Source organism: Oceanobacillus sp. FSL W7-1309 (genome assembly GCF_038002145.1).
GTDB classification, from domain to species: Bacteria; Bacillota; Bacilli; order Bacillales; family Amphibacillaceae; genus Oceanobacillus; species Oceanobacillus profundus.
This window is the reverse complement of record NZ_JBBOBX010000001.1, coordinates 281,895-304,845: the sequence shown is the minus strand read 5'-3', so window position 1 is coordinate 304,845 and position 22,951 is coordinate 281,895. Positions and strand designations below refer to the sequence as shown.

General features: G+C 36.9%; 21 protein-coding genes and 1 riboswitch. Of the genes, 18 read left to right on the top strand and 3 right to left on the bottom strand.

The annotated features are described in order from the left end of the window. Positions 1 to 108 precede the first annotated feature (108 nt). From NST46_RS01335 to NST46_RS01325, 3 genes are all read left to right on the top strand, one after another. Positions 109 to 1,059, top strand: a complete 951-nt coding sequence (locus NST46_RS01335; RefSeq protein WP_118889825.1) for a DUF2877 domain-containing protein — start codon at positions 109 to 111, stop codon at positions 1,057 to 1,059. 118 nt (positions 1,060 to 1,177) lie between these two features. Further along, positions 1,178 to 2,479: a uracil/xanthine transporter gene (locus NST46_RS01330; RefSeq protein ID WP_251659350.1), complete on the top strand. Its 1,302-nt coding sequence runs from the start codon at positions 1,178 to 1,180 to the stop codon at positions 2,477 to 2,479. 658 nt (positions 2,480 to 3,137) lie between these two features. Next, on the top strand, positions 3,138 to 4,535 hold the full coding sequence (locus NST46_RS01325; protein WP_340002179.1) for an NCS1 family transporter: 1,398 nt from the start codon (positions 3,138 to 3,140) through the stop codon (positions 4,533 to 4,535). A gap of 70 nt (positions 4,536 to 4,605) precedes the next feature. Here NST46_RS01325 and NST46_RS01320 read toward each other — a convergent pair whose 3' ends face one another. After that, positions 4,606 to 5,976 (bottom strand): D-serine ammonia-lyase, encoded by a 1,371-nt coding sequence (locus tag NST46_RS01320; RefSeq protein ID WP_341136623.1) that lies wholly within the window; start codon positions 5,974 to 5,976, stop codon positions 4,606 to 4,608. 200 nt (positions 5,977 to 6,176) lie between these two features. Here NST46_RS01320 and NST46_RS01315 point away from each other — a divergent pair, with 200 nt between their 5' ends. Together NST46_RS01315 and NST46_RS01310 are read left to right on the top strand one after the other, a co-directional pair. Next, positions 6,177 to 6,800, top strand: coding sequence for a hypothetical protein (locus tag NST46_RS01315; protein ID WP_118889823.1), 624 nt, complete (start codon positions 6,177 to 6,179; stop codon positions 6,798 to 6,800). A 157-nt stretch (positions 6,801 to 6,957) separates the two neighbouring features. Further along, positions 6,958 to 7,740 carry an ABC transporter ATP-binding protein gene (locus NST46_RS01310; protein ID WP_118889853.1) on the top strand — a complete coding sequence of 261 codons (783 nt, stop codon included), beginning with the start codon at positions 6,958 to 6,960 and terminating at the stop codon, positions 7,738 to 7,740. Between the two features lie 270 nt (positions 7,741 to 8,010). On the opposite strand, the gene NST46_RS01305 is transcribed toward NST46_RS01310, so the two are convergent. Further along, complete coding sequence (locus NST46_RS01305) at positions 8,011 to 8,553, bottom strand: GNAT family N-acetyltransferase (protein WP_341136622.1); 543 nt, start codon at positions 8,551 to 8,553, stop codon at positions 8,011 to 8,013. A 583-nt stretch (positions 8,554 to 9,136) separates the two neighbouring features. Between NST46_RS01305 and NST46_RS01300 the strand changes: the two genes are divergently transcribed. The 13 genes from NST46_RS01300 to NST46_RS01240 all read left to right on the top strand — a co-directional run bounded on the left by NST46_RS01300 (position 9,137) and on the right by NST46_RS01240 (position 22,553). Then, positions 9,137 to 10,396 carry a M20/M25/M40 family metallo-hydrolase gene (locus NST46_RS01300; RefSeq protein ID WP_303447516.1) on the top strand — a complete coding sequence of 420 codons (1,260 nt, stop codon included), beginning with the start codon at positions 9,137 to 9,139 and terminating at the stop codon, positions 10,394 to 10,396. 24 nt (positions 10,397 to 10,420) lie between these two features. Further along, positions 10,421 to 11,212 carry a DUF3100 domain-containing protein gene (locus NST46_RS01295; protein WP_095313166.1) on the top strand — a complete coding sequence of 264 codons (792 nt, stop codon included), beginning with the start codon at positions 10,421 to 10,423 and terminating at the stop codon, positions 11,210 to 11,212. Beyond that, positions 11,212 to 11,700, top strand: coding sequence for a hypothetical protein (locus NST46_RS01290; protein WP_095313164.1), 489 nt, complete (start codon positions 11,212 to 11,214; stop codon positions 11,698 to 11,700). Before NST46_RS01295 ends, NST46_RS01290 begins: the two co-directional genes overlap by 1 nt. 482 nt (positions 11,701 to 12,182) lie before the next feature. Next, entirely contained in the window at positions 12,183 to 12,308 is a 126-nt protein-coding gene (locus tag NST46_RS01285; RefSeq protein WP_262366399.1) for a hypothetical protein, read from the top strand. Between the two features lie 176 nt (positions 12,309 to 12,484). Continuing rightward, positions 12,485 to 13,468: a Gfo/Idh/MocA family protein gene (locus NST46_RS01280; protein ID WP_303447517.1), complete on the top strand. Its 984-nt coding sequence runs from the start codon at positions 12,485 to 12,487 to the stop codon at positions 13,466 to 13,468. Between the two features lie 105 nt (positions 13,469 to 13,573). Continuing rightward, positions 13,574 to 14,473, top strand: a complete 900-nt coding sequence (purU, locus tag NST46_RS01275) for a formyltetrahydrofolate deformylase (protein ID WP_341136621.1) — start codon at positions 13,574 to 13,576, stop codon at positions 14,471 to 14,473. 640 nt (positions 14,474 to 15,113) lie between these two features. Next, positions 15,114 to 15,653, top strand: a complete 540-nt coding sequence (locus NST46_RS01270; protein WP_341136620.1) for a sigma-70 family RNA polymerase sigma factor — start codon at positions 15,114 to 15,116, stop codon at positions 15,651 to 15,653. Positions 15,654 to 15,768: 115 nt separating this feature from the next. Next, positions 15,769 to 15,875: riboswitch (TPP riboswitch) on the top strand. 96 nt (positions 15,876 to 15,971) lie between these two features. Next, positions 15,972 to 16,580, top strand: coding sequence for a YkoF family thiamine/hydroxymethylpyrimidine-binding protein (locus NST46_RS01265; protein WP_341136619.1), 609 nt, complete (start codon positions 15,972 to 15,974; stop codon positions 16,578 to 16,580). Continuing rightward, positions 16,573 to 17,151, top strand: a complete 579-nt coding sequence (locus NST46_RS01260) for an ECF transporter S component (protein WP_303447520.1) — start codon at positions 16,573 to 16,575, stop codon at positions 17,149 to 17,151. The genes NST46_RS01265 and NST46_RS01260 overlap by 8 nt, the downstream gene beginning before the upstream one ends. After that, positions 17,148 to 18,812, top strand: coding sequence for an ABC transporter ATP-binding protein (locus NST46_RS01255; protein ID WP_341136618.1), 1,665 nt, complete (start codon positions 17,148 to 17,150; stop codon positions 18,810 to 18,812). Before NST46_RS01260 ends, NST46_RS01255 begins: the two co-directional genes overlap by 4 nt. Next, on the top strand, positions 18,793 to 19,530 hold the full coding sequence (locus tag NST46_RS01250) for an energy-coupling factor transporter transmembrane component T family protein (RefSeq protein ID WP_095311041.1): 738 nt from the start codon (positions 18,793 to 18,795) through the stop codon (positions 19,528 to 19,530). The genes NST46_RS01255 and NST46_RS01250 overlap by 20 nt, the downstream gene beginning before the upstream one ends. Before the next feature lie 174 nt (positions 19,531 to 19,704). Continuing rightward, on the top strand, positions 19,705 to 21,300 hold the full coding sequence (locus tag NST46_RS01245) for a glutathione ABC transporter substrate-binding protein (protein ID WP_341136617.1): 1,596 nt from the start codon (positions 19,705 to 19,707) through the stop codon (positions 21,298 to 21,300). 20 nt (positions 21,301 to 21,320) lie between these two features. Then, on the top strand, positions 21,321 to 22,553 hold the full coding sequence (locus tag NST46_RS01240; protein ID WP_341136616.1) for a M20 metallopeptidase family protein: 1,233 nt from the start codon (positions 21,321 to 21,323) through the stop codon (positions 22,551 to 22,553). 126 nt (positions 22,554 to 22,679) lie between these two features. Here NST46_RS01240 and NST46_RS01235 read toward each other — a convergent pair whose 3' ends face one another. Continuing rightward, positions 22,680 to 22,922, bottom strand: coding sequence for a hypothetical protein (locus NST46_RS01235; protein WP_341136615.1), 243 nt, complete (start codon positions 22,920 to 22,922; stop codon positions 22,680 to 22,682). Positions 22,923 to 22,951: the final 29 nt, after the last annotated feature.

The following is a 22,951-nucleotide window of genomic DNA, read 5'->3' as shown; positions in this document are numbered from 1 at the left end:
AAGGGCTTTTAGTCATTTTAAACAATGATATTTTTAATTGATTTGTGTAAAATAGATAGGTAGCGGTTAATTACGGATAATTTAATGAAGGATTTGAGGTACTAATTCATGAACGATTTTAATAAGAAGGCCATCCGAGGTGGAAATTCGTTAACTAGCTGGGAAGCAAACGCTACAAGTAAAATCGTTTTCCAGATTCTTAATGACCATTCAAATGGCACCGTTCACAGCGTTTTTAATAATAGCTTTAATTTGATTTTTGGTGAAAGAATGATTCATATTGGTTCCGTAGAGAATGGTGTAGCCCCATTTGGTATTGGGATGGAGCACATGAATGCACAACTGCTAACGAGACAAATCAAAGGAAATCTACCGGTTCAATGGGATGCTTTTAACAAGCAGTTAATTATTGGAAACAAACATCTCCTTTCATTAAATCAGGTGGTCCGAACAAATCATCTGCTGTCTGAACAATCGTTTAATACTACAAGTATTCAGCGCAATCTAGATTGGATAATTTCTAAACTACGTCATGAATCTTGGCAAACAGGATTAGCTCAGACAGTTGAAGAAAAGGAATATATTATCGATTATCTTTTATCGAGGAAAATTACAGATGCAAATCAATCGCTGTTTCGCAAGTTTGATGAGTTGGATTGTGTTGTGAAGAATTGTTACGGTCCGGATGTTCAAAATGTCTTTGATTATTGGATTGGTAGAGGATTAGGTCTTACACCAAGTGGTGACGATCTTCTTACTGGGATATGTGCAAGTCTTTCTGTTTTGCAGGGAACATCGAATCGCTTCCATTTACAGCTTAGAGGGTACGTGACACAATATGGTTTGCAACGTACAACACAAGTAGGTTATGAATACCTCTATTATGCAGCGCAGCATAAATATCATTCCCATTTAATTCAGTTTTGTTCGGCTTTGCTTACAGAACAGGAGTCAAGTTTATCAGCTGTTTTAGAGGAAATGAGGGCTATAGGACATACATCTGGAACAGACACAATAATTGGTGTGTTATTGGGGATGAAAATTGGACTCGTTGACTAACATGCTTTTTCGTTTTTGCCTTCTGTTTTGAAGTCGGGTAACTGGCTTGAAAGAACGAACATATGGAATATCCATATGGAAATATTACGTTAATATATTATTATAGGTTGGTGTTAATATGAAAGAGTTGCTAAAATCTAGTAACTGGGTATCGGGCTTACAATGGCTCTTTTTTATTTTTACAAATATTGTTGTCATACCGATAACAGTTGGAGCTGCATTTGAATTATCGCAAGAAACAATTGTTTCAATGCTTCAATTATCCTTCATTGTGACAGGGCTCGCATGTATCATTCAAGCATTGCTTGGTCACCATCGTGCAATTATGGAAGGGCAGTCAGGGCTATGGTGGGGAGTTATCCTTACACTTGTTAATACTGCTGTAGCACAAGGAATGCCATTAGATGTACTAGGTGGTAGTTTAACGGTTGGTATTATCATTTCCGGTGTTCTAACAATTTTGATTGGTATAACTGGAATTGGGCCAATACTTGCCAAGCTTTTTAACCCAGGTGTAATGGGTGTTTTTATGTTTTTATTTGCATGTCAATTGGTTGGAATCTTTCTGAAAGGAATGTTAGGTATTCCTTTTGGAAATGTTGAGGGCGAGGTTTATATTGATCCAGCTATTTCCATACTATCAATTGTAATTGCACTTATCGTTATTATTATTAGTATTAAGGGTTCATTAGAAATTCGAAAGTATGGTTTATTAATTGGAATAATTATTGGTTGGATTGCATATGCAATTATTTTCAAAACAGAATCTGTAGCAGGTGCCCAAGCAAAGGCATTCAGTTTTGAATTATTTCCGTTTGGAGCACCAGCATGGGATATTGGTATTATTTTAACGGTTGTTTTAACCGGCTTGTTAAATACGGCTAATACATTTGGTGCACTTAAAGGAACTGACAGTATGTATGGAAAAGAAGCAACGAACAAACAATACCGTAATTCGTTTACAATCACAGGATTTGTGACAGGTTTTGCTGGTATGTTTGGGCTTGTTCCATATTCACCGTACGTGTCATCGATTGGTTTTCTAAACCAAACTGGAATCATTAAAAGGATACCATTTCTTATTGGTGGATTTCTGTTCTTCATGATGGGTATTATTCCTGCAGTTGGAGCATTTTTCTCGACGCTTCCATTAAGTATTGGTAGTGCGGTTTTATTTGTATCTTATTTGCAGATTGTTATTTCATCTAGGAACTTCTTTAGGCTTGTTAAATGGAATACAAGAAATGTTTATCGTTCTGCGATTCCATTACTTGTAGGTATCATCATTATGACAATGCCGGCATATTATTTTAATTCATTACCGGAAATCATTCGTCCATTATTAAGTAATGGCTTAATCGTTGGTATTACACTTGCATTAATTTTAGAAAATCTAATATCATGGGATAAAGTCGACTAACATGGATGAAATTAATAGATATTGTACGGAATCAGAGGTTACTCATCTGATTCCGTTTTTTTATTTACTTAAAATTACAATGTTTCCGCGAAAATATGACCAAATTTATCGATCCTATAATATATTTTTGTTTAATACGCAAAATATAGATGATGAGCACCCAAATGAAGAGAAATAAAAGAGAAACGGTAACTCATAGTGGCGATGAGCCCCCGAATGAAGAGAAATAAAAGAGAAACGGTAACTTATAGGGGCGATGAGCACCCAAATGAAGAGAAATAAAAGAGAAACGGTAACTCATGGGAGCGATGAGCACCCGAATGAAGGGAAATAAATACAGAATAACCCATCAATTTTTACGCAAGCATTAGTTAGCAGAGCGAATTTTCAGTGCTATTTACCCAACTGGTTCTTATGTAATAAGTCGTTATTTTGTGCAAATGTGATAAAAAGAAGAGACAAATTAGCAAAAATAGCATAATCACAATATTTTATGTCGGTTTTATATAATAAAAAACGATTTAGTTTGTACGTTATGAACAATGACATTATACCTGGAAGCGCTTATAATCAAAAGGGCTTAAGAGTTATCATAAACTACTTGATGACTTAACAATTATAAAATAGATAGATTGATGAAAAGGGGTTGAAAGCCAGTATGTCTACAAAAAATGATACACTGACTGTTGATGATAAAAAGAATTTACAGAGTCACGAAAACGATTCATTAAAGCCGAATACTGAAAAAGATAGGACGTTAGGTCCATTTGGCTATATGTCGATGTGGGTCGGTGACGGGGTTAACATGGGTAATATGACACTAGGTGCTAGTATCATCGTACTTGGTGTGGCAACATTAAATGCTGTTCAAACTTTTGCTGCAGCTTTGGTAGCGATTGGAATTATTTCAATAATATTTGCATTAAATGACAGACTTGGTTATCGAACAGGAATACCTTACGTTGTACAACTTAGAATGTCTTTCGGTGAAAAAGGTACAATAATATCCTCACTACTACGAGGAGTACCGGCAGTTATCTGGTATGGTATTCAAAGCTGGATCGGGGCAACGGCTTTAAATGAAATTGTTAAGATTGCCTCAGGCGGTTCGATCGATAACGTTGCAATTTGTTTTATCATATTACAATCTTTACAAATTGTGCTTTCTATGTTTGGATTCCATGCAATTAAATGGGTTGAAACGGTGGCATCTGTGGTGCTTATGCTAATTATAGCGTTTGTAGCTGTAGTACTTCTGAAAGATCATAGTGCTGTTATCGCAGATAGCTGGGTACGTGCAGAAGGATCATGGGGACTTCCATTCTTTGGATTTATTATGGTATTTATGGGTAACTATGCTGCGATTTTCTTAAGCGCTGCTGATTATTCAAGAGAACTTAAATCAGGGATTAGTGATAAAAAACGTGGGCTATTTTACTTCTTGCCAATTGCTATTTCATATGGTTCGGTAATTGTAGTTGGTGCAATGCTTGCGACTGCAACTGGATTCACAAACCCGGCAAGAGCATTACCAGCATTAATTGATAATACGTTTATTACGATCTTTATATCTGCTTTTATCGTATTTGGATCGGTTGCTGTTAATATGGTTGCGAATATTGTATCACCAACCTATGTAATTCAATTGTTTACAAAATTAGATTATAAAATTGCTGTAATTATAACTGGACTTTTAGGAATGGTTTCATTCCCTTGGTTATTAGTACAAGACTCTTCCGCAAAAGGTCTCGACATGTTTGTACTTATTTATTCAGCATTTTTAGGACCTTTAGTTGCTATTCTATTAGTTGAATACTACCTATTAAGAAAACAAAAAGTGGATATAAAGAAATTATATGAAAAAGGTGGACAATTTGCAGGCTCGAACCCAGCAGCATTTACTGCGATGTTAATCGGTGCAGCTGCAGCCTTCTCATTTGTTGATCTAGCATGGATAATCGGCTTTATTGTTGCAGGTATTTCTTATATTATTATTTCGAAATACGCATTTAAGGGTTCAAGGTTTAAAAAGGATACAATTTACGAAAATAAATAAATGATTAAAGGAACGCCTGTGGAGACAATAAATAATCCGCAGGCGTTTTCTGTTGCGTGTATATTAAAAACTAAATGTTTATATTTTTACCTTTTTTATAATACCCTTGCATCACTTCTTGCGGTACCATGTTCCCACCAGTTGCCCATATTAGATGGTGAGCCTGTTTCATCTTATCTGTCAGATTATGTTTTTTGATATAGTTTCGACCACTTTGCTGTGACATAAGCTGAACAGGACCATAAAACCCAGCTAGTGCAGATGGTTCTAAGAAGATGTCTTCTGTATCAGCCAAATCACGAAGCAAAGCATACAGTCTCGCATCTTGGATCGTATAGCAGCCACTTAGCAAATGTCTAATCGTTTCACCTACAAAACTGGAAGTCCTTCCTACAGCAAGCCCATCTGCATCAGTCTGGTTACTCAAGCCGAAGTCCTGAACAGAGATCTTGTCTTGAAGCCCTGTCAACTGACCCAGTAAAAAGCATGGGGAATTTGTAGGCTCTGCGAAAAAACAATGGACATGTTCTCCAAACTCAGCATGAAGACCAAAAGTAACCCCGCCTGGTCCGCCTCCAACGCCACACGGAAGATATACAAATAATGGTTGATCTGCATTAACTTCAATGTCCATCACATGTAATTGTTCTTTTAATCGTGAGGCGGCAACTGCATAGCCTAAAAAGAGATTTCTTGAGTTTTCATCATCAATAAAATGACACCTAGGATTATTTTCGGCTTGCTTTCTCCCTTCAATCACTGCTTTACTATAATCAGATTCGTATTCTATAACCTGAACACCTTTGCTGCGCAGAAGGTCTTTTTTCCATTGCTTTGCATCTGCAGACATATGTACGGTTACTTTAAATCCAAGTTGGGCGCTCATAATGCCAATGCTCAAGCCGAGATTACCCGTAGAACCAACTGAGATTTCATAGTTTGAAAACAACGTTCTAAATGTATCGCTGTCAAATTGGGTATAGTTTTGATCAACAGAAATATAATGATGCTTTGAGGCAACCTCTTCAGCATGCTTTAATACTTCATAAATCCCACCCCTAGCCTTAATGGATCCAGATATTGGTAAATGACTATCGCATTTTAATAGGAGGTCTTTTTGAAATGCAACATCATATTTTTGCTCCATTACTCTCTGCATGCTACGTATTGGTTTTATAGGTGACTCAATAATACCTTCTGTCTCCATAGTTTCAGGGAAAACTTTAGCTATATAGGGTGCAAAACGTTTTAGTCGTTCTGCTGCATCATCTATATCCGCATTTGTTAGTGTGTTTTTGGAGTTCTCCATTCGATATGCAGGGTTTGGCCAGAAAACTTCATCTGCATAGACTATTTCTTCAAGAATTGGATGTTGCTTCACCCATTGTTCCATTGTTTTATCTGCAATTAGTTTACTTACCATAACATCAATCCTTTCCATATAATTTACTGACAAATTCTGGCTTAATCTTCGAAATTTATTACTCCTATATAGTCTATCATTTTGTTCCTCAATAAATCGAATGGAATTTTGAATTTTTTCTTCATTGACTATAGAAAGTACGAGAGGATGTTAAAAGTTTATAAAGCTTCGGTACGGGAAACTTAATTTGTAAAATCTCTAATAAGGCGGTTCTAACAATGAAAAGTTTCATTATAATTTTGGGTATTAGTAGTGTTATGTTTCTAATCTCTTGCAGCAGCTCTGAGACGACCACTGAGGAGAGTAATGCACAAGATGCGAATAAAGAAGCTCAAGAAACAGCTGCAGATAAAGAGCAATTACGAGCACACGCAGATTTGATTGTAGACGCATTAGATAATAAAGATTTTGAACAATTATCCACTTTTGTTCATCCGGAAAAAGGGATTCGATTTACTCCATATGCATTTATAGAGGAAGAAGAGCAGCCTATTTTTGAGGCTGAACAAGTGCGTGGATTCCCTAATGATAGTGAAGTATATGAATGGGGAACAGAGGATGGGACAGGAGATGCAATCCGGTTAACTCCTAATGCGTATTATCATGACTATCTCTATATTCGTGATTTTACGGAATCAACCGAAATACTAGTAAATGACATTGATCCGCGTGGCAATATGAGGATGAATGTGGGAGAAGTTTATCCAGAAGCAAGGTTTGTAAGCTATTATGTACCTGGAACCGATGAGGAAATGGATTGGGCAAATCTTATTCTTGCCTTTGAGGAAGTGAACGATGATTGGTACTTGGTTGGTATAATTGTGGATCGTTGGACAACCTAGTAGATCTAGATCTATTATCGAAACCTCAAGCATCTTTGTCGAAAAATGTTAATGATTCCTTAATTCAATATAAACTGTTAGAATATAATAATAATCGAATTAATCTTACTATTAAATACAAAACGGAAATTAATAGGGTACAAAGAGGTGGTCAATGTTGGGAAATGTAATTCACATGCAGGATGTAACGTGGAGAAGAGAGGGAGAGCACATTCTCTCTAATATCAATTGGCAGGTTTCAAAAGGTGAGCATTGGGCAATTTTAGGATTAAATGGTTCAGGAAAAACGACACTATTAAACATGATCAATGGCTATATTTGGCCAACCACTGGACAAGTCAGTGTATTAAATCAAGTCTTTGGAAAGACGGATATTAGAGAATTACGGAAATCAATTGGCTGGGTCAGTTCATCTCTACAGGAAAAAATAAAAGGAAGCAATTATACAGAAGATATCGTTGTAAGCGGGAGTTTTGCCTCAATTGGACTGTACGATAACCCTACCACGGGAGACTATAAAAAAGCGAATCGAATCATGGAACAATTAGGCTGCGATTATTTACAAGGTCGTACCTATCAAACCTGTTCACAGGGAGAAAAGCAAAAAATATTAATTGCAAGGGGATTAATGGCATCACCGGAATTGCTTATTTTAGATGAGCCAACAAATGGACTAGATTTTATTTCAAGAGAAGGATTATTAGCTGCAGTCAATCAATTGTCATTAGAAGAAGAAGCTCCAACCATTATTTTTGTAACACATCATATTGAAGAGATATTGCCGATTTTCTCAAACACACTGTTGCTTCGTCAAGGCACAATATTTGATAAAGGTAAAAGTGTAAATGTATTAACAGATCGAAACCTGTCTCGTTTCTTTAATACCTCTGTTAATGTTGAATGGCAGAAAAATCGAGCCTGGATGACAACAGCACATTAATTTCGATAAATATTTCCCAGGAAATATATACTGTTTTTCTTCGAATTAGGAATAGTACCAGCGAAATAATGAACGAGTAAAAATATATCTTTTAGTGTGGCCTCGATTTTGACTTTTTTGTCTATTACGGTGATTAATGCGAAACACGGTCAGATACAGCTTCCTTATAAAATTAGTTGAAATTTAGTTCCTTGAAGTAGAGTCCATTTTGATTAATCGTATTTTAAAAATGGACTCCGTTTGGCTGCTCACTCTTTCCGGTAATGGTATTTATCCTTGGAACTCATGACGATTTAAGCTCATGAAAAAAACAGGTCCAGGCTCTTCTGGGATATCTGGGACCATTTTGATAATCTGAAATCCAACTTTTTCATAAGCTTGGATAGCTATACGATTGTTAACCTCTGGATTAATAATACACCTGTCTACACTTTCATCTGAAAAAACAAACTGACTTAGGAAAAGTGACAGAACTTTAGTGCCAAGTCCTTTATTTCTATACTCCTCTTCTCCTATAAATAGGTCTAAGCTGGCTGAGTTAGTTAGATCAACGTACTTTTCAAATATTGGATAATCACTCCAATTAAATGTTTGTATATAACCAATAGGTGTATCATCATAAAGAATTAGATACGGATCAGTTGGCTCAACCCGTTTGATATAATCAGAAAATTCCTTAGCTACCTTCTCATAAGGTTCCTTTTTGTTGTAAGCCCAAAAACGGTTAACAAAGTGGTCATTTCTAATCCAGTTATACAAAAGTGGTAAATCCTCTAATATAAGTCTTCGAAATTTAATCATGTTTGAATCCAATTTCATATTCCCCCTTCTGAATTGGTTAGTGTGGCTTACCTAGCATTCAAGAGTTATACGAGACGGAACCTACCCAAAAAGATGAAGCCATTATTTCAACGTTAGATTACTCCTATTTCTTATTAAAATATTCCATTTTGATTATTGAAAAATCATTACTGAAAACTTTCCTGGTAATCAATATAATCCTTTGCTTCCCAACTGATATCTTCTAAAAATGCCCCGAGTTCGGGCTCATCAGTTTCAATTGCTAAAGCTGTTTGAGGTGAAAAGCAATAATAATTGCTAATACTAATGATGCCAATAACTGTCTCATTTCTTATGCTTAAAAGAAAATTATCTATTCTTTCTAGAATAGTATAATTTCAAAATAGAAAAAAGGCTATAGAAAGTGTGTGATAGCAGTAAATAGACGTTTTCCAATATGGATATTGTTGAATAATCCATTAACAGCTAAAACCGAACATTTATTAAAAATATATAATAAAATGTTTGGTATTGACGATATAATTCAATCGTGATAGTATTATTCAGTACTGTTTTTATATTAATTATCATACTTTAAGCAAAAGGAGATCTGGCTGTGCATTTCAAAAAACATTATGAAGAGATCAAAAAAATTGCTGAACAAATATATTATCATCCAGAGTTAGGATATAAAGAGCATCAGACGAAGCAAACAATAATTGATTATTTAAAAAAAGTTAATCAAACCATCCAAATTGATGAATTTAGTACAACAGGGTTCCGAGTTACACTAGGAAATGAAAAGAAAGACTTGCACCTTGCTTTTATTGCTGAATTGGATGCTGTATATGCGCCTACACATATGCATGCAAATGAAGAGACAGGTGCAGCGCATAACTGTGGGCACTATACACAGGTAGCAATAGCACTTAGCTTATATCATTATTTGTTCAAGACAGAAGCATACAGAGACTTAGACTATCAAATTACATTTGTTTTTGTTCCTGCAGAAGAGTACTTGGATTTAGCTTATCGCGAAGGGCTAATGAAAGAAAAAACGATTGAACATTATGGTGGTAAACCTGAGGCAATGAGATTAGGGGTATTTGATGATATTGATCTCGCCATTTGCGTTCATGCAATGGGTGGAGAATTTGATAAGCGGTCTACAGAAATAAATGCTGATCTAGCTGGTTTTCTGTATAAAAAATATACATTCAAAGGAAAAGCAACACATGCTGGATTTGATCCGTTTTCGTCAAAAAACGCATACAATATGTCGACATTATTTAATGTTGCTGTTGGCTTAAGTCGTCAGCAATTAAAAGATTCAGAACAAGTCAGAATAAATCCGATTGTAATGGAATCTGACATGTCTACAAATGTCGTGCCAAACCGCATTATGGTAGGTACAGATTTGCGTACAAAATCGGTGGACTATATGAAAGAAGCGGCAATGAAATTAGATGCTGCTGCTAAAGGCAGTGCTTGTGCCTTACAGGGAGAAGTTGAAGGGACTACCCAAATGGGATATCTTCCTTTTGTTCAAGATCGTTACCTGTCAGAATTTGTGCTGGAGGCATTCGAGGAAAACGAGGAAATTGAAGCGATAAAGAATAATAACTTTATTAGTGCTGCTGGAGACATTGGTGATTTATCCTATATGATGCCATGTATCCAAATTGGTTACAGTGGCTTTACTGGCACGATTCATGGTGATGACTTTATCGATATCGATCCTGAGTACATTTATGAAATTTTTCCAAGGTTTTTAGCTGACGTTTTGAAAAAAATGAACGGACGAATTGATAAAGCTAAGTTATACAAAAGAAGTTATGAATCGTATATAGAATTAATTGAAGGAATTGTTAAGTAACTATCTGGGGAAGAGGACAATCACATGAAGAACAAAAACTTTATATTTCTTATTATCTTTGTGCTTATTATTATTACAGTAGCTGAAATGATTGGTTTTCAGAGTATACCAATAGGAAGTATCTCGATTGGATTATTACCTTTAGTATTTGCTATTGTGATTACGATGATTTTAGGGTTGCAACTGTTTCGAAAAGGTTTCTGGAGGCATGTTTATAGTAAAGCAAACATTGATTTTGCCGGGAAGTATTTAATTTTTATTATGTTGCCGTTAATGGCCAGGTACGGAGCAGATGTAGCCCCGCAAATAAGAGAAATACTTCAGGTTGGATGGGTATTTTTATTCCAAGAAATTGGAAACCTTGGTACAGTTGTATTTGGACTGCCAATAGCAATTCTGCTTGGATTAAGACGTGAAGCGATTGGTGCAACGTTAGGAATTGGGCGTGAAGGTGAACTTGCGTATATATCAGAAAAATATACCCTTAATTCCAGTGAGGGAAGAGGAGTTCTTTCCTTGTATATTATTGGTACATTATTCGGAACGATTTTCTTCAGTATTTTAGCACCTGTATTGCTCGGTTTCGGTTTTCCGGTTGAAGCACTGGCGATGGCATCAGGAGTGGGATCTGGAAGTATGATGAGTGCATCTTCTGCAAGTTTAGTTGCACAGGTTCCTGACATGGAAAGCACGATTTTAGCCTATGCTTCTGCAAGTCAATTATTAACAAGCTTTCTTGGAACATTTACAATGGTATTTTTAGCTGCGCCATTACAGAAATTTATGTACAAACTATTGGTTAGAGGTGAAGAATAATGGCTAACATGTTAACGAATAAATATATAAAGTACGGCCTGATATTGCTTCTTAGTGTTAGCCTGATTGTCTTTACACAAGAAATTAAACATTTAAAAAATCCAGATTCAATGCCAGTCACATCAATGACTTTTCTTGGTCTTAGTACGTTATGGCTCTTTTCTATGATTGGAATTGGTATTTCAGATCTAATGCAGAAGACACCAGTCAAATTTATGAGGGAATTCCCTGTATTAGGTTGGGTTTCGATTACTTCTTTAGTACTTTGCCTTTTATTTGACTTTTTTATTACAGCGATTCAAGCTGTTGATTTTCTTTCAATAACCACGCCTATTTTAACATTTGCGGGAATTTCTGTAGCAAATCGGCTTGTTGATCTGAGAAAAACATCTTGGAAAATTGCGATAGTAGGTATGTTTGTTTTTACTGGAACATATTTAGGAAGTACGTTGATTGCTAGTCTAGGTCTTTACTTAGCGGGAAATTAAATATACTCCATCCATCATGGCGTGAGCTTTACTGTAATCTCGTAGTATGTTAAAATAGTGCATCACAAATTTTTACTTTCAACATAGACATTAATAGTGTATAATTGTATAAACAATTCTAAAGGGTGTGTATTTATGAAAAAATACGTCGTCCTTTTCATTTATCTCACGACGATATTTGGGTATTCCTATTTTGCCATAGATGGACAGCTGCATAATCATTTTGTTATGGAGCAAGGTGAGAACTTAAGTAACAATACTTCAACAGGGTTTCACCCTACAGATGATGGAAAGCAAAAGATTTCAATTGTTAAGTTTGAATTTTTATTATTTCTGTTTATATGTTTACCATACCTGTCTTACTTTTGTATAAAGCTCATGAGAAGACTCATAGTGCTAACTCCAGTATTTTACCAATCTAATTATGTGATCAGACCTCTTTTAATTAAATGAATGATTTTAATTAAAAGGAGGCTATGTTCATGATGTGGATACGATTTGTCATATTAGGGTTCTTTTCTCTAACTGCTTTGTCTGTGTTTTTCTACCAGGGTATAGAAACGGTTCAAGCGGTAAAAGAGTATTTTAGCTTAAATAAATATTTGTAAAAAGAAAAGACTGTTCCTGATTAAATTCAGGAGCAGGCTTTTTAATATGTGATCTTGCTGAACTTTTTGAACAATATCTTTTAGGATAAAAATTGCATTTAGCGAGAGAAACTGCAAGTATCGAACATTCCATGCTAAAATAGGTTGGACTATAGAATTTTGAGGGAGTGTTACATATGAACATTGCTACAATCGGAACTGGAAGGATCGTGGAATTATTTCTATCCGCTGTTCGTGAAGTTGATGGAGCTAGATGTGTTGCTGTGTATTCAAGGAAAGAAGAATCAGCACAAGCTCTGGCAGATAAATTTGATGTTTCTGCTATTTATACTGATTTAAATGAAATGATGCATGATTCTGCTATTGATTTTGTTTATATTGCATCACCAAATAGCCTGCATTTTGAACAGGCATATCTTGCATTACAACACGGTAAGCACGTAATCTGTGAAAAACCTTTTACATCGACCATACGTGAAACCGAACAATTAATTGAACTGGCAAAACAAAAACAACGGATGCTTTTTGAAGCAATTTCCACGATCCATATGCCAAATTATAAATTAGTGAAAGAGCATATCGCTAGTCTTGGTGCAATTAAGTTCATTCAATGTAACTACAGTCAGTTCTCAAGCAGATATGAAGTATTATTAAGTGGAGAAACACCAAACATTTTTAGTCCGAAATTTTCCGGAGGTGCTCTGGTAGATATCAATGTATATAATCTGCACTTTGTAATGAATCTGTTTGGAAAACCGGAAAAAGTTAGCTACACAGCAAATAAACATGGAAATGGAATTGATACATCTGGTGTTGCGGTATTGTCCTATCCGAACTTTATCGCAGAGTGCGTCGGTGCGAAAGATACACAGAGTATGAATTTTGCAATGATTCAAGGCGAAAAAGGATATTTGAACGTAGTAAACGGTGCGAATGGTTGTCAAGAGGTTATGATTAAGAAGGAAAATCGCGAAATAAAGCTCAATACACAAACAAATGAAAATCGCCTTTATTATGAGGTAGCTGAGATGCAGCAAATTTTTGCTGCAAAGGATTTTGAAAAATGCTATGCGTTGCTTGATTATACAAAGTCAGTTGTTGAAGTGCTGGAGGCAGCGAGAAAAGACGCAGAAATTGTATTTGATGCAGATTTACGTTAAAAAGCGTAGGATGTCTTTGTTGAATTGCAAAATATAGATAATACTTGACTGTTTCCAATCAATTGCCTAAAGTAAAATGATATTCGAAAAATGAGGGGAATAGGAATGAACAGTTATTCGGAAGGTAAAATACAAGCGTTTCAAAAACAAAATGACAATCGTGCTCGGTTTTTAATTAAATGTCCAGATCAACCTGGTATTGTGGCGGCAGTTTCAAAGTTCCTTTATGAGCACAATGCCAATATTGTCGCATCTGATCAGTTTACGATGAACCCTGAAGGTGGGGAATTTTTTATTCGGATCGAGTTCGAATGTCCTGATTTAAAGGGGCAAGTGGATAAACTGGAGACAACGTTTCTTCCAATTGCAGAGAAATTCAATATGGAATGGAAAATCATGTATGTTCGTGATATTAAAAACATGGCGATATTTGTCTCGAATGAACCGCACTGCTTATTAGAGCTCCTTTGGGAATGGCAAAGTGGCGATCTAATGGCAAACATTGCACTTGTGATAAGTAATCATGAGACTGCTCGTGAGATGGTCGAATCGCTGGGCATTCCATTTTATTATATACCAGCGAATAAGGAAATACGTCATCAGGTGGAAGAAAAACAGAAGCAATTGCTTGAACAATATGAAGTCGATTTAATTGTGCTTGCACGTTATATGCAGATTCTGACACCAGATTTTGTAGGGCATTATGAAAACCGTATTATTAATATCCATCATTCATTTTTACCAGCTTTTATTGGGGCGAAACCATATGAGCGTGCTTATCAGCGTGGAGTGAAAATGATTGGTGCGACATCACATTATGTAACGAATGATTTGGATGAGGGGCCAATTATCGAACAGAATATTGGCAGAGTCGATCACCGTGATAATGGAGATGATATGAAAAAAATTGGCCAATCGATTGAGCGAAGTGTACTAGCTCGAGCAGTAAAATGGCATCTCGAAGACCGCATCCTTGTCTATAAAAATAAAACAATTGTATTTTAATCAAAGGGCCAGTTCTGATCATGAGCTGGTTCTTTTTTTATAGCTTAGTTCATACTTGCAGATATTTTAGTCATTATAAAAATAACCTGGTTCTAAGCTCCGTGGTATGAGCTAACTCCCCCACGAAATACTGCGGGCGGAAGCATTTTGAGAATACGGTCTCAGCCTCCTCTGGAAAGCTTCCCAGCAGACATGTGTGTCGGTTAATTTGGTTGAAAGAGCAGAAAGAATCTATCGATAAGAAAGCAGTCACGGTCGTTTTGGATGAAATGATGAGAAGAAACAGCCGAGGCGCGGATACTTAGAAACAAAAACAATCGAGTTAAGAAATTTTACGAAAAGGAAAGAGCCGGCATGACATGTTAATCTGCAAAAATCCAGTCAGTGAGCGCTCCAATGAGAATCGCAAGGTAAATCACATGTTTTCAATAATAACTCTCCCACATTTCTATTAATTACTTAAAGGAAAACACTTTATTAATAGGAACATTTGTTCTATAATGAAGGTGATTAGAAAAAGAAGAAATAACGGACTAGCATTCGTTAATCGTTTTATCTTTGTACCATCAAAGTGAACAGGGTTGTAAATCGAACGAAAAAGTCTAAAAGCCAATGTGTATTTTAGACGAGGAGGGATTGAATGACCAATAACAACGTAACATTTGAAGAGATTGTTGAACAAAATGAGCGAAGAATTCACTATCATATACATCGATTAAATATTAGAGACACCGAACAGGAGTTTTTTCAAGAGGGTTTAGTGGCGATGTGGAATGCATACGAGAAGCATCAACCAGATAAAGGCCCATTCACAACATACTTCAACTATATAATTCGCAACCGTTTGATAGATTTAATACGTAAGACAAATAGAGAGAAGGAAAAGCAGATACTTTTGAATATTGAACAGAAAAGACTTCTCCATAATGGAAATTGTTATCGTAGTCATGTTATTTCCTATCCAATGATGATAGCTGAAAAGCCGATAACTGATGAGATTTTTTGGGAACATGTGAAAAAACAACTTACCGGAAATCAATGGAAATGGGTAACCTATTTTATTATCGAGAACATGTCTGTTAAAGAAATTGCTGAACAAGAAGGTGTTTCGATGGAGGCTGTAAAAAGCTGGGGAAAAGAGGCTAGGAGAAAGTTAAAATGTGGAGTGGCTAGATATTAGTAAAAGGATATATAGTCTAATGGGTAACGTATTCAATTACTAAATTTTAAAAATAATAAGTGCTTTACAATAAATCAAGCCTGTGGTATCTTGAAGACAGAAAACTTCATCATTATTTTTACGCTAGGGGAGCTGTGAAAGCGGCTGAGAAGAACTGGATTGTTCTGACCCTTTGCACCCGAACTAGATAATACTAGCGTGGGGAAGTGTAGTCAATCTGTATATCTTTCTATTGATATCGATATATACATGTAGACTGCATTCCCCAGGGATGTAGTTTTTTTGTTTGGAAATATATATAACAAGGAGGAATTTACAATGGTACATCAAACTTGTACGGAAAGTGATATTGCAGGAGCTAGTTTTTCAATTCATCCGATGAGTGATCAGTTTATCGAGATTATTAAAGGTGCTTTAGAGGAGGCAGATACATCGAAGGTTCATATGGATACAGATGATGTAACAACAACTGTAAGAGGAAAGCTGACACATGTTTTTGATGTGACAAAGGCGATATTTGCTCATGCAGCAAAAAGTGGGAAACATGTTGCATTTGAAGCTACGTATTCATTAGGATGTCCTGGGGATTCAATGGGGGAGGCTTATATGGCAGAAGATGAGATTCCGCTGAATGCAGAGCATGTCAAACATATAAAGCAGCGGGTTGCAGCAAAATTTTCCTTGTATCCATTGGGCGGCGGTAGTTATATGGATGTAATTTACAGTCAAATTGAGGCAATGAAGCAATACGTAGATGTTAGTCACGCCCATTATGCTACACGATTAGATGGTGAAGCGATTGCAATATTTGATGGATTGGAAAAAGTGTTTAAAGCAACCGTTGAAGGCGGCTCAAGTCATACGGTAATGACCGTTTCGATGTCAGCGAACAGTCCATCCCATACAGGAACGAATCAAAATGAATAATTGGCGCTTTAAAGAAATAGTTGTATTAGCAGCCTTGTCCGTTGTGTTCGCAGTCGTCTATTTAGCTTTTTTGCCAGTTGGAGCAGTCTTAGTTGGTTTCTTTGGACCAATTGGCTATGACTTTATTTTTGGTATTTGGTTTATTGTTTCGATTATTGCAGCCTACATTATACGGAAGCCTGGGGCCGCATTTTTATCTGAAACGATAGCAGCTATGGTCGAAGTGTTAATCGGAAATGCTGTTGGGCCAATGCTCATTGTTACTGGAATGATTCAAGGTATTGGTGCGGAAGCTGTATTTGCAGCAACTAAATGGAAGAATTATTCGACTTGGGTATTAATGGCAGCGGGAATGGGATCAGCTGTCACCAGTTTTATTTATGGTTATTTCATGAGTGGCTATGCTGCTTTAGCTACAGGCTATGTTCTAGCAATGTTCATTATTCGACTAATTAGCGGAGCATTGATTGCTGGATTATTAGGAAAGGCATTGAGTGATGGACTAGCTAAAACAGGTGTGTTATCAAGCTTTGCTTTAGGAAAAGAATATCGGAGGAAAAATGCGGCATGAGTTTAATGGTAGAAGTAAAGCAATTCTCTTTAAAATTTGAATCGAATCCACAGGGGGACACCCTGTCCAATTTGAATTTTCGTCTAAATCATGGTGAAAGCTTATTGCTATTAGGTCCTAGTGGCTGCGGAAAAAGCACATTAACGTATTGTCTGAACGGACTATATCCTCGCGAATTAGATGGAGAAGTACATGGAGAAATTGTCATTAATGGAAAAACAGTGACAGCATATCGTCCGGGCGAAATTAGTCAGCAAGTCGGAGTTGTTTTCCAGGATCCAGAGACACAATTTTGTATGCTGACTGTTGAAGATGAAGTTGCCTTTGGATTAGAGAATATCGGCATTCCGCATGAATTTATGGAAGAAAAAATTAACCATGTTCTAGAACTAGTACAGTTGCTTGCGTTTAAAAAGTCTGCAATAAGCTCACTTTCAGGAGGGCAGAAGCAAAGATTAGCACTTGCATGTATTCTTGCATTAGAGCCTTCTTTATTAATTTTAGATGAACCAACAGCTAATCTAGACCCGATTGCAACAAAGGATGTAATTCAGACCATCCAATTGATACAAGAAAAAACAAATTGCTCTCTTATTATTATTGAACACCAACTGGATGGCTGGACAAAGCTAACAAATCGCTGTCTTTTATTGAATCGAAACGGAGAGATATTTTATGATGGTGATTTAAGAAATGCCATTGCGAGCAGGCTAGAAGAGTTGGAAGAACAAGGTATTTGGCTACCGAAAGTAACGCAATATTTCTTGAAAAACAGACCGCAAACAGAGCGGGAATTACCACTTACCGTAGGAGAGATAAACCCTTTTTCATTATTCGAGAGTAAAAGCGTGAATACAGCAAGTATTCCCTCTGAAGCAGGTTTACCCTATGTAAAAGCTTCTCATATATCATGGAAGGTAGAACAGCAACCAATTATTCACGATATATCGCTAACGCTTTACCATGGTGAATTTATTGCAATTGTTGGGGCAAATGGCAGTGGGAAAACTTCTTTTTCTAGAATTCTAGCAGGTATTCAGCGGCCTACAAAAGGAAGCGTTTCTATAAAAGATAGAAAGATTGGAAGTTGGAAGGAGTCGCAGTTACGGGAAGAGATCGGCTATGTTTTCCAGAATCCTGAGCATCAATTTATTGCAAACACGGTTTATGAGGAAATTGCATTTAGTCTTCGCTTAAAAATGGAAACGGAAGCAACAGTTAAAGAGAAAGTACAGGCAGTATTAGAAACATGTGGATTATTACACTTACAACATGAGCATCCTTATACATTGAGCCAAGGACAAAAGAGACGTTTGAGTGTAGCAACAATGATTGTTGATGATCAGCCATTTCTATTGCTGGATGAACCAACTTTCGGACAAGATGCATCTTCCAATGCTCAGCTGATGGGACTATTACAAGGAAGATATAAATCGGGAGCAACAATTGCGATGGTTACCCATGATATGGAATTGATTCATGATTATGCAACGAGGGTTCTAGTTCTCCACAAAGGCAGACTCGTTGCAGATCTCGCACCAGCGGAACTATGGGCGCAGCCAATAGAAAAATTGCATGATTGGCAGCTTGCATTACCAATTCAAGTTCAGATTCAGAACTGCTTAAAAAAGGAAGGTGATTATGCTGCTCAATCATCTTAATCCAAGCATAAAAGCACTAACAGTTTGTATATTAGTTGTACATTTGGCATTTGTATTTGAGCCGATGACCGTGTTTTTATTTTTGATTTGGACAATTGCGGCAACCTTTATTTTCGGTAAGGTAAATTGGAAAAAATATGTTCTCTATTTTCTTCCCTTTTTTATTTTTGCAATCGGAATGCTCTGGACAACAATTGCGTTTGCAGATACTTCGGAGCATACAAATAAGGTTATCAACATGCTCGGACTAACGTTGCCACTTGATTCATTTCTCGTTGCTTTGGCTCTTTCGCTGCGAATATTAAATGTTGCGGCACTATCCTTAATGTTTATTTTTACAACCAATATGGTTGATTTTATTTTAAGCTTGATCCAGCAGTTAAAACTTCCACCTAAAATTGCTTATGGAGTTTTAGCGGGATATCGATTTTTACCAATGATGAAGGATGAAATTAAAATAATCCATGCTGCCCATCAAGTCCGTGGTGTTAGCCAAGGCAAATCATTAAAAGATAAATTTTCAAAATATAAACGCTTTGCAATTCCGTTGCTGGCGAGTGCGATTCGAAAAGCGGAAAGAACAGCTGTTGCCATGGAATCAAAAGGATTTACAGGTGATCGAAATCGAACCTTTTACCGTCAGTTTTTTGTAACAAAGCGTGATCTTATTCTTCCTGGAATTCTACTCTTCGGATTTTGGGGAGCTTGGTTTTTATAAACTTTAACCCGTAATCAGTCTAATTGATTACGGGTTCTTTTTAAAATTCATTAGATTAATTATATAATTCCAACCAAAATACTTGTGATTGAAATGGAAATCAGTTATATTTTAAATTAGCATTTCTTTGAAATAGTGTAAAAATTGTCGACATGTAACTGGGGGGAGTTAGAAATGAGAAATTATAAAAAAGGATTTTTACTTTTCATCGTAATTTGTATGATGGGCGTGCTAGTTGCTTGTGCGGATGAACCAGGTGACGCAAATGGAACATCAGGAGATGAGCAGGAAGGTGCTGGAGGAGATCTTGTTATTGCCACTATATCTGATGCAGTGACACTGGATCCAGCAGGTTCGAATGATGTTCCATCACGTGATATACAATTTAATATCTTTGAGCGACTGATTAATCAGAATGAACAAATGGAATTGGAGCCAGGGCTTGCAGTCAGCTGGGAAGCGATTGATGAGACAACATGGGAGTTTCAATTACGTGAAAATGTAACATTCCATGATGGTTCAGCTTTTAATGCAGAAGTGGTAAAAGCAAATATTGATCGTTTGCTAGATCCGGAAGTTGGTTCATCTTCCTATAGTAGATTTGAAATGATATCCGAAGTAGAGGTGGTCGATGATTACACTGTACGAATTATAACGGAGTATCCGTTCTCACCATTGCCATCGAATTTAGCTCATGGCAGTGCTGGAATCGTTTCGTTAGAGCAAATTAAAGAAGACTACGAAGCAATGGAAGCAGGAGAAGATCCAGGAAGTGTCGTGAATCAGCATCCAATTGGAACAGGTTATTTTAAATTTGATGAATGGGCACCAGGTCAGCATGTTGTCCTTGTTAATAATGAAGATTATTGGGGAGAGGAAGCGGCTAAACTTGATTCCGTCACATTTAAAGTTGTGCCTGAAGATTTAACGAGACTTGCAGAGTTAGAGACAGGGGATTCGCATGTTACAAATCCGTTGAGTCCTTCTGATATTGCCCAGGTAGAGGGGAATGAAGAATTAACTGTCGTACGGCAGGACAGCTTAGGAATTGAGTTTCTCGGATTCAATGTTGAGAAAGCGCCGTTCGATGATGAACGTGTTCGAAGTGCGATTGCAATGGGGATTGATAAGGAACAAATCTTAGAAGGAATTTATGACAATATTGGGACGCCAGCAATAAGTCCGTTATCACCAAATGTGTTTGGCTATGATGATTCCATTTCAACGACTGATTACGATCCTGAAGGTGCCAAAGAATTGTTGGCAGATGCCGGATTCGAAGATGGTTTATCAGCCACAGTTTGGACAAATGATAGCCGTGAACGCATTGATATTGTAACCAACATTCAATCACAGCTCGCTGAAATTGGAGTTGATTTGGAAATAGAGGTATTTGAATGGGGTGCTTATTTAGCTGAAACAAGCGATGGCGGGCATGAAATGTATGTGATGTCATGGAATAACGGAACAGCAGATGCGGATAATGGTCTATTCCCATTATTTCATTCCAGTAATGCAGGTACAGGTGGAAACAAGATGTTTACTCGATATGATGAATTGGACGAAACTCTAGAAAAAGCAAGACAAACGGTAGTAGAAGAAGAGCGCCTTTCTCTGTATACAGAAGCACAGGAGTTTTTAACTGAAAAGACACCAATGGTTTACTTAGTGCACCCAGAATATTTATTAGGTGTACGTAAAGAAGTTAAAGGTTTATCGATGACACCAGGCAAAACCTTGCTGCTCAAAGATGTTTATATTGAAGAATAAGTTAGGAGGGAGCATTCAGCATGGAAACATATGAAGCATTGTCATCCTTTGAAAATTTAAAAACGTCTTATCCAGATTTATATAATCAGATTAATTCTATTATAAAAGAAGTTATTGCATTAAGAAGAGACTTGCGAAAGCATCCAGAGCTTGCCTTTGAAGAAACCCGTACAGCTCAGATTGTGGCAACAAAACTGCGTGATTGGGGCTATCAGGTAACGGAAGGTGTTGGAAAGACTGGTGTGGTTGGCATCCTTAAAGGTGAAAAAGAAGGACCTGTTGTGGGACTCCGTGCGGATATGGATGCACTTCCAATGATGGATGAAATTACAGCTGATTACCGAAGTTTAACAGATCATGTTGCACATACATGTGGGCATGATGCTCATACATCGATTCTATTAGGCGTTGCAAAGATTTTTGCGGAACGAGGCTTGAAAAAAGGGACGTTAAAATTAGTTTTTCAACCAGCTGAGGAAATTGGTGAAGGTGCAGCTGCAATGATTGCAGATGGTGTACTGGAAAATCCAAAAGTGGATATGATGGCTGGTCTGCATGTACATCCAACCATAGAAACAGGACAATTTGGAATCACAGAAACGGAATTCAGCTGTGCAGCAATGGATCTATTTGAACTGGAAATAAAAGGAAATGGCGGACATGCAGCACATCCGCACCGCACAATCGATCCTGTTGCAATTGCGGCGCAAGTTATTACAGCACTTCAGCAAATCGTCAGCCGAAATACGGATCCACTTGATTCTGTAGTTGTTAGTATTGGCCAAATCCATGGTGGGACGAAATCAACCATCATACCAGATTCAGTAACACTTAGTGGAACTGTCCGGACATTGAACCCTGTAACAAGAGAAGCGGTTGCTAAAAAAGTCCGTTCAATTGCAACGACTATTACGGAGGGGCTTGGCGGCGAATGTGATGTGAATTACCGTTTTGTAACGCCATCGATTAAAATTGATAAGGTTTTACGTGGATTATTTGAAGAAACGATTACGGAGCTATTTACAAGCGATGCTATCGTATACAAAAATCCATCCATGGGTGGAGAAGACTTCGCTTATTATTCACATGAGATTCCAGCTGTCTTCTTTAACTTAGGGACAAACGGGGGTAATCCTGAAACAGCATATTCCAATCATAATTCACGCTTCGATGTGGATGAACAGGCTTTTGTTTATGGAATTGCAGCACTATTTCAATTGGCAAGTAATTATTTGGAGCGAACCGACGAATGATTAAAAAGGTATAAAAAGAAAAATCCGAGCGAATTCAAAATCTAATAGAAAAATTTTTGAATTATGTTCGGATTTTTCTAGACGCTTTTCTCCCAGCCTCTTCTTCATTTTATTGAGAAATACACATCAGATTAACTGGATAATCGATCCATGGATTGCGACTGCCTTGAATTTCATAGATAGCAAGGTTGTGATGACTTTTATAAATGTCGGGTGGAAAATAAAATTTTCATGCCATTTTAGAAGCAGGGATACATCTATTTCTTTTTTATGCGAAGCTTCAATTTCATCCGTATATTTTAGTGAAAAATAGAGCATGGCTCGAGCAACTGCATCTTTTCCGTATTTCGGTTCAAACTGTTTATCCAATGATTTTCCACGGGATTTCTTTACACCCT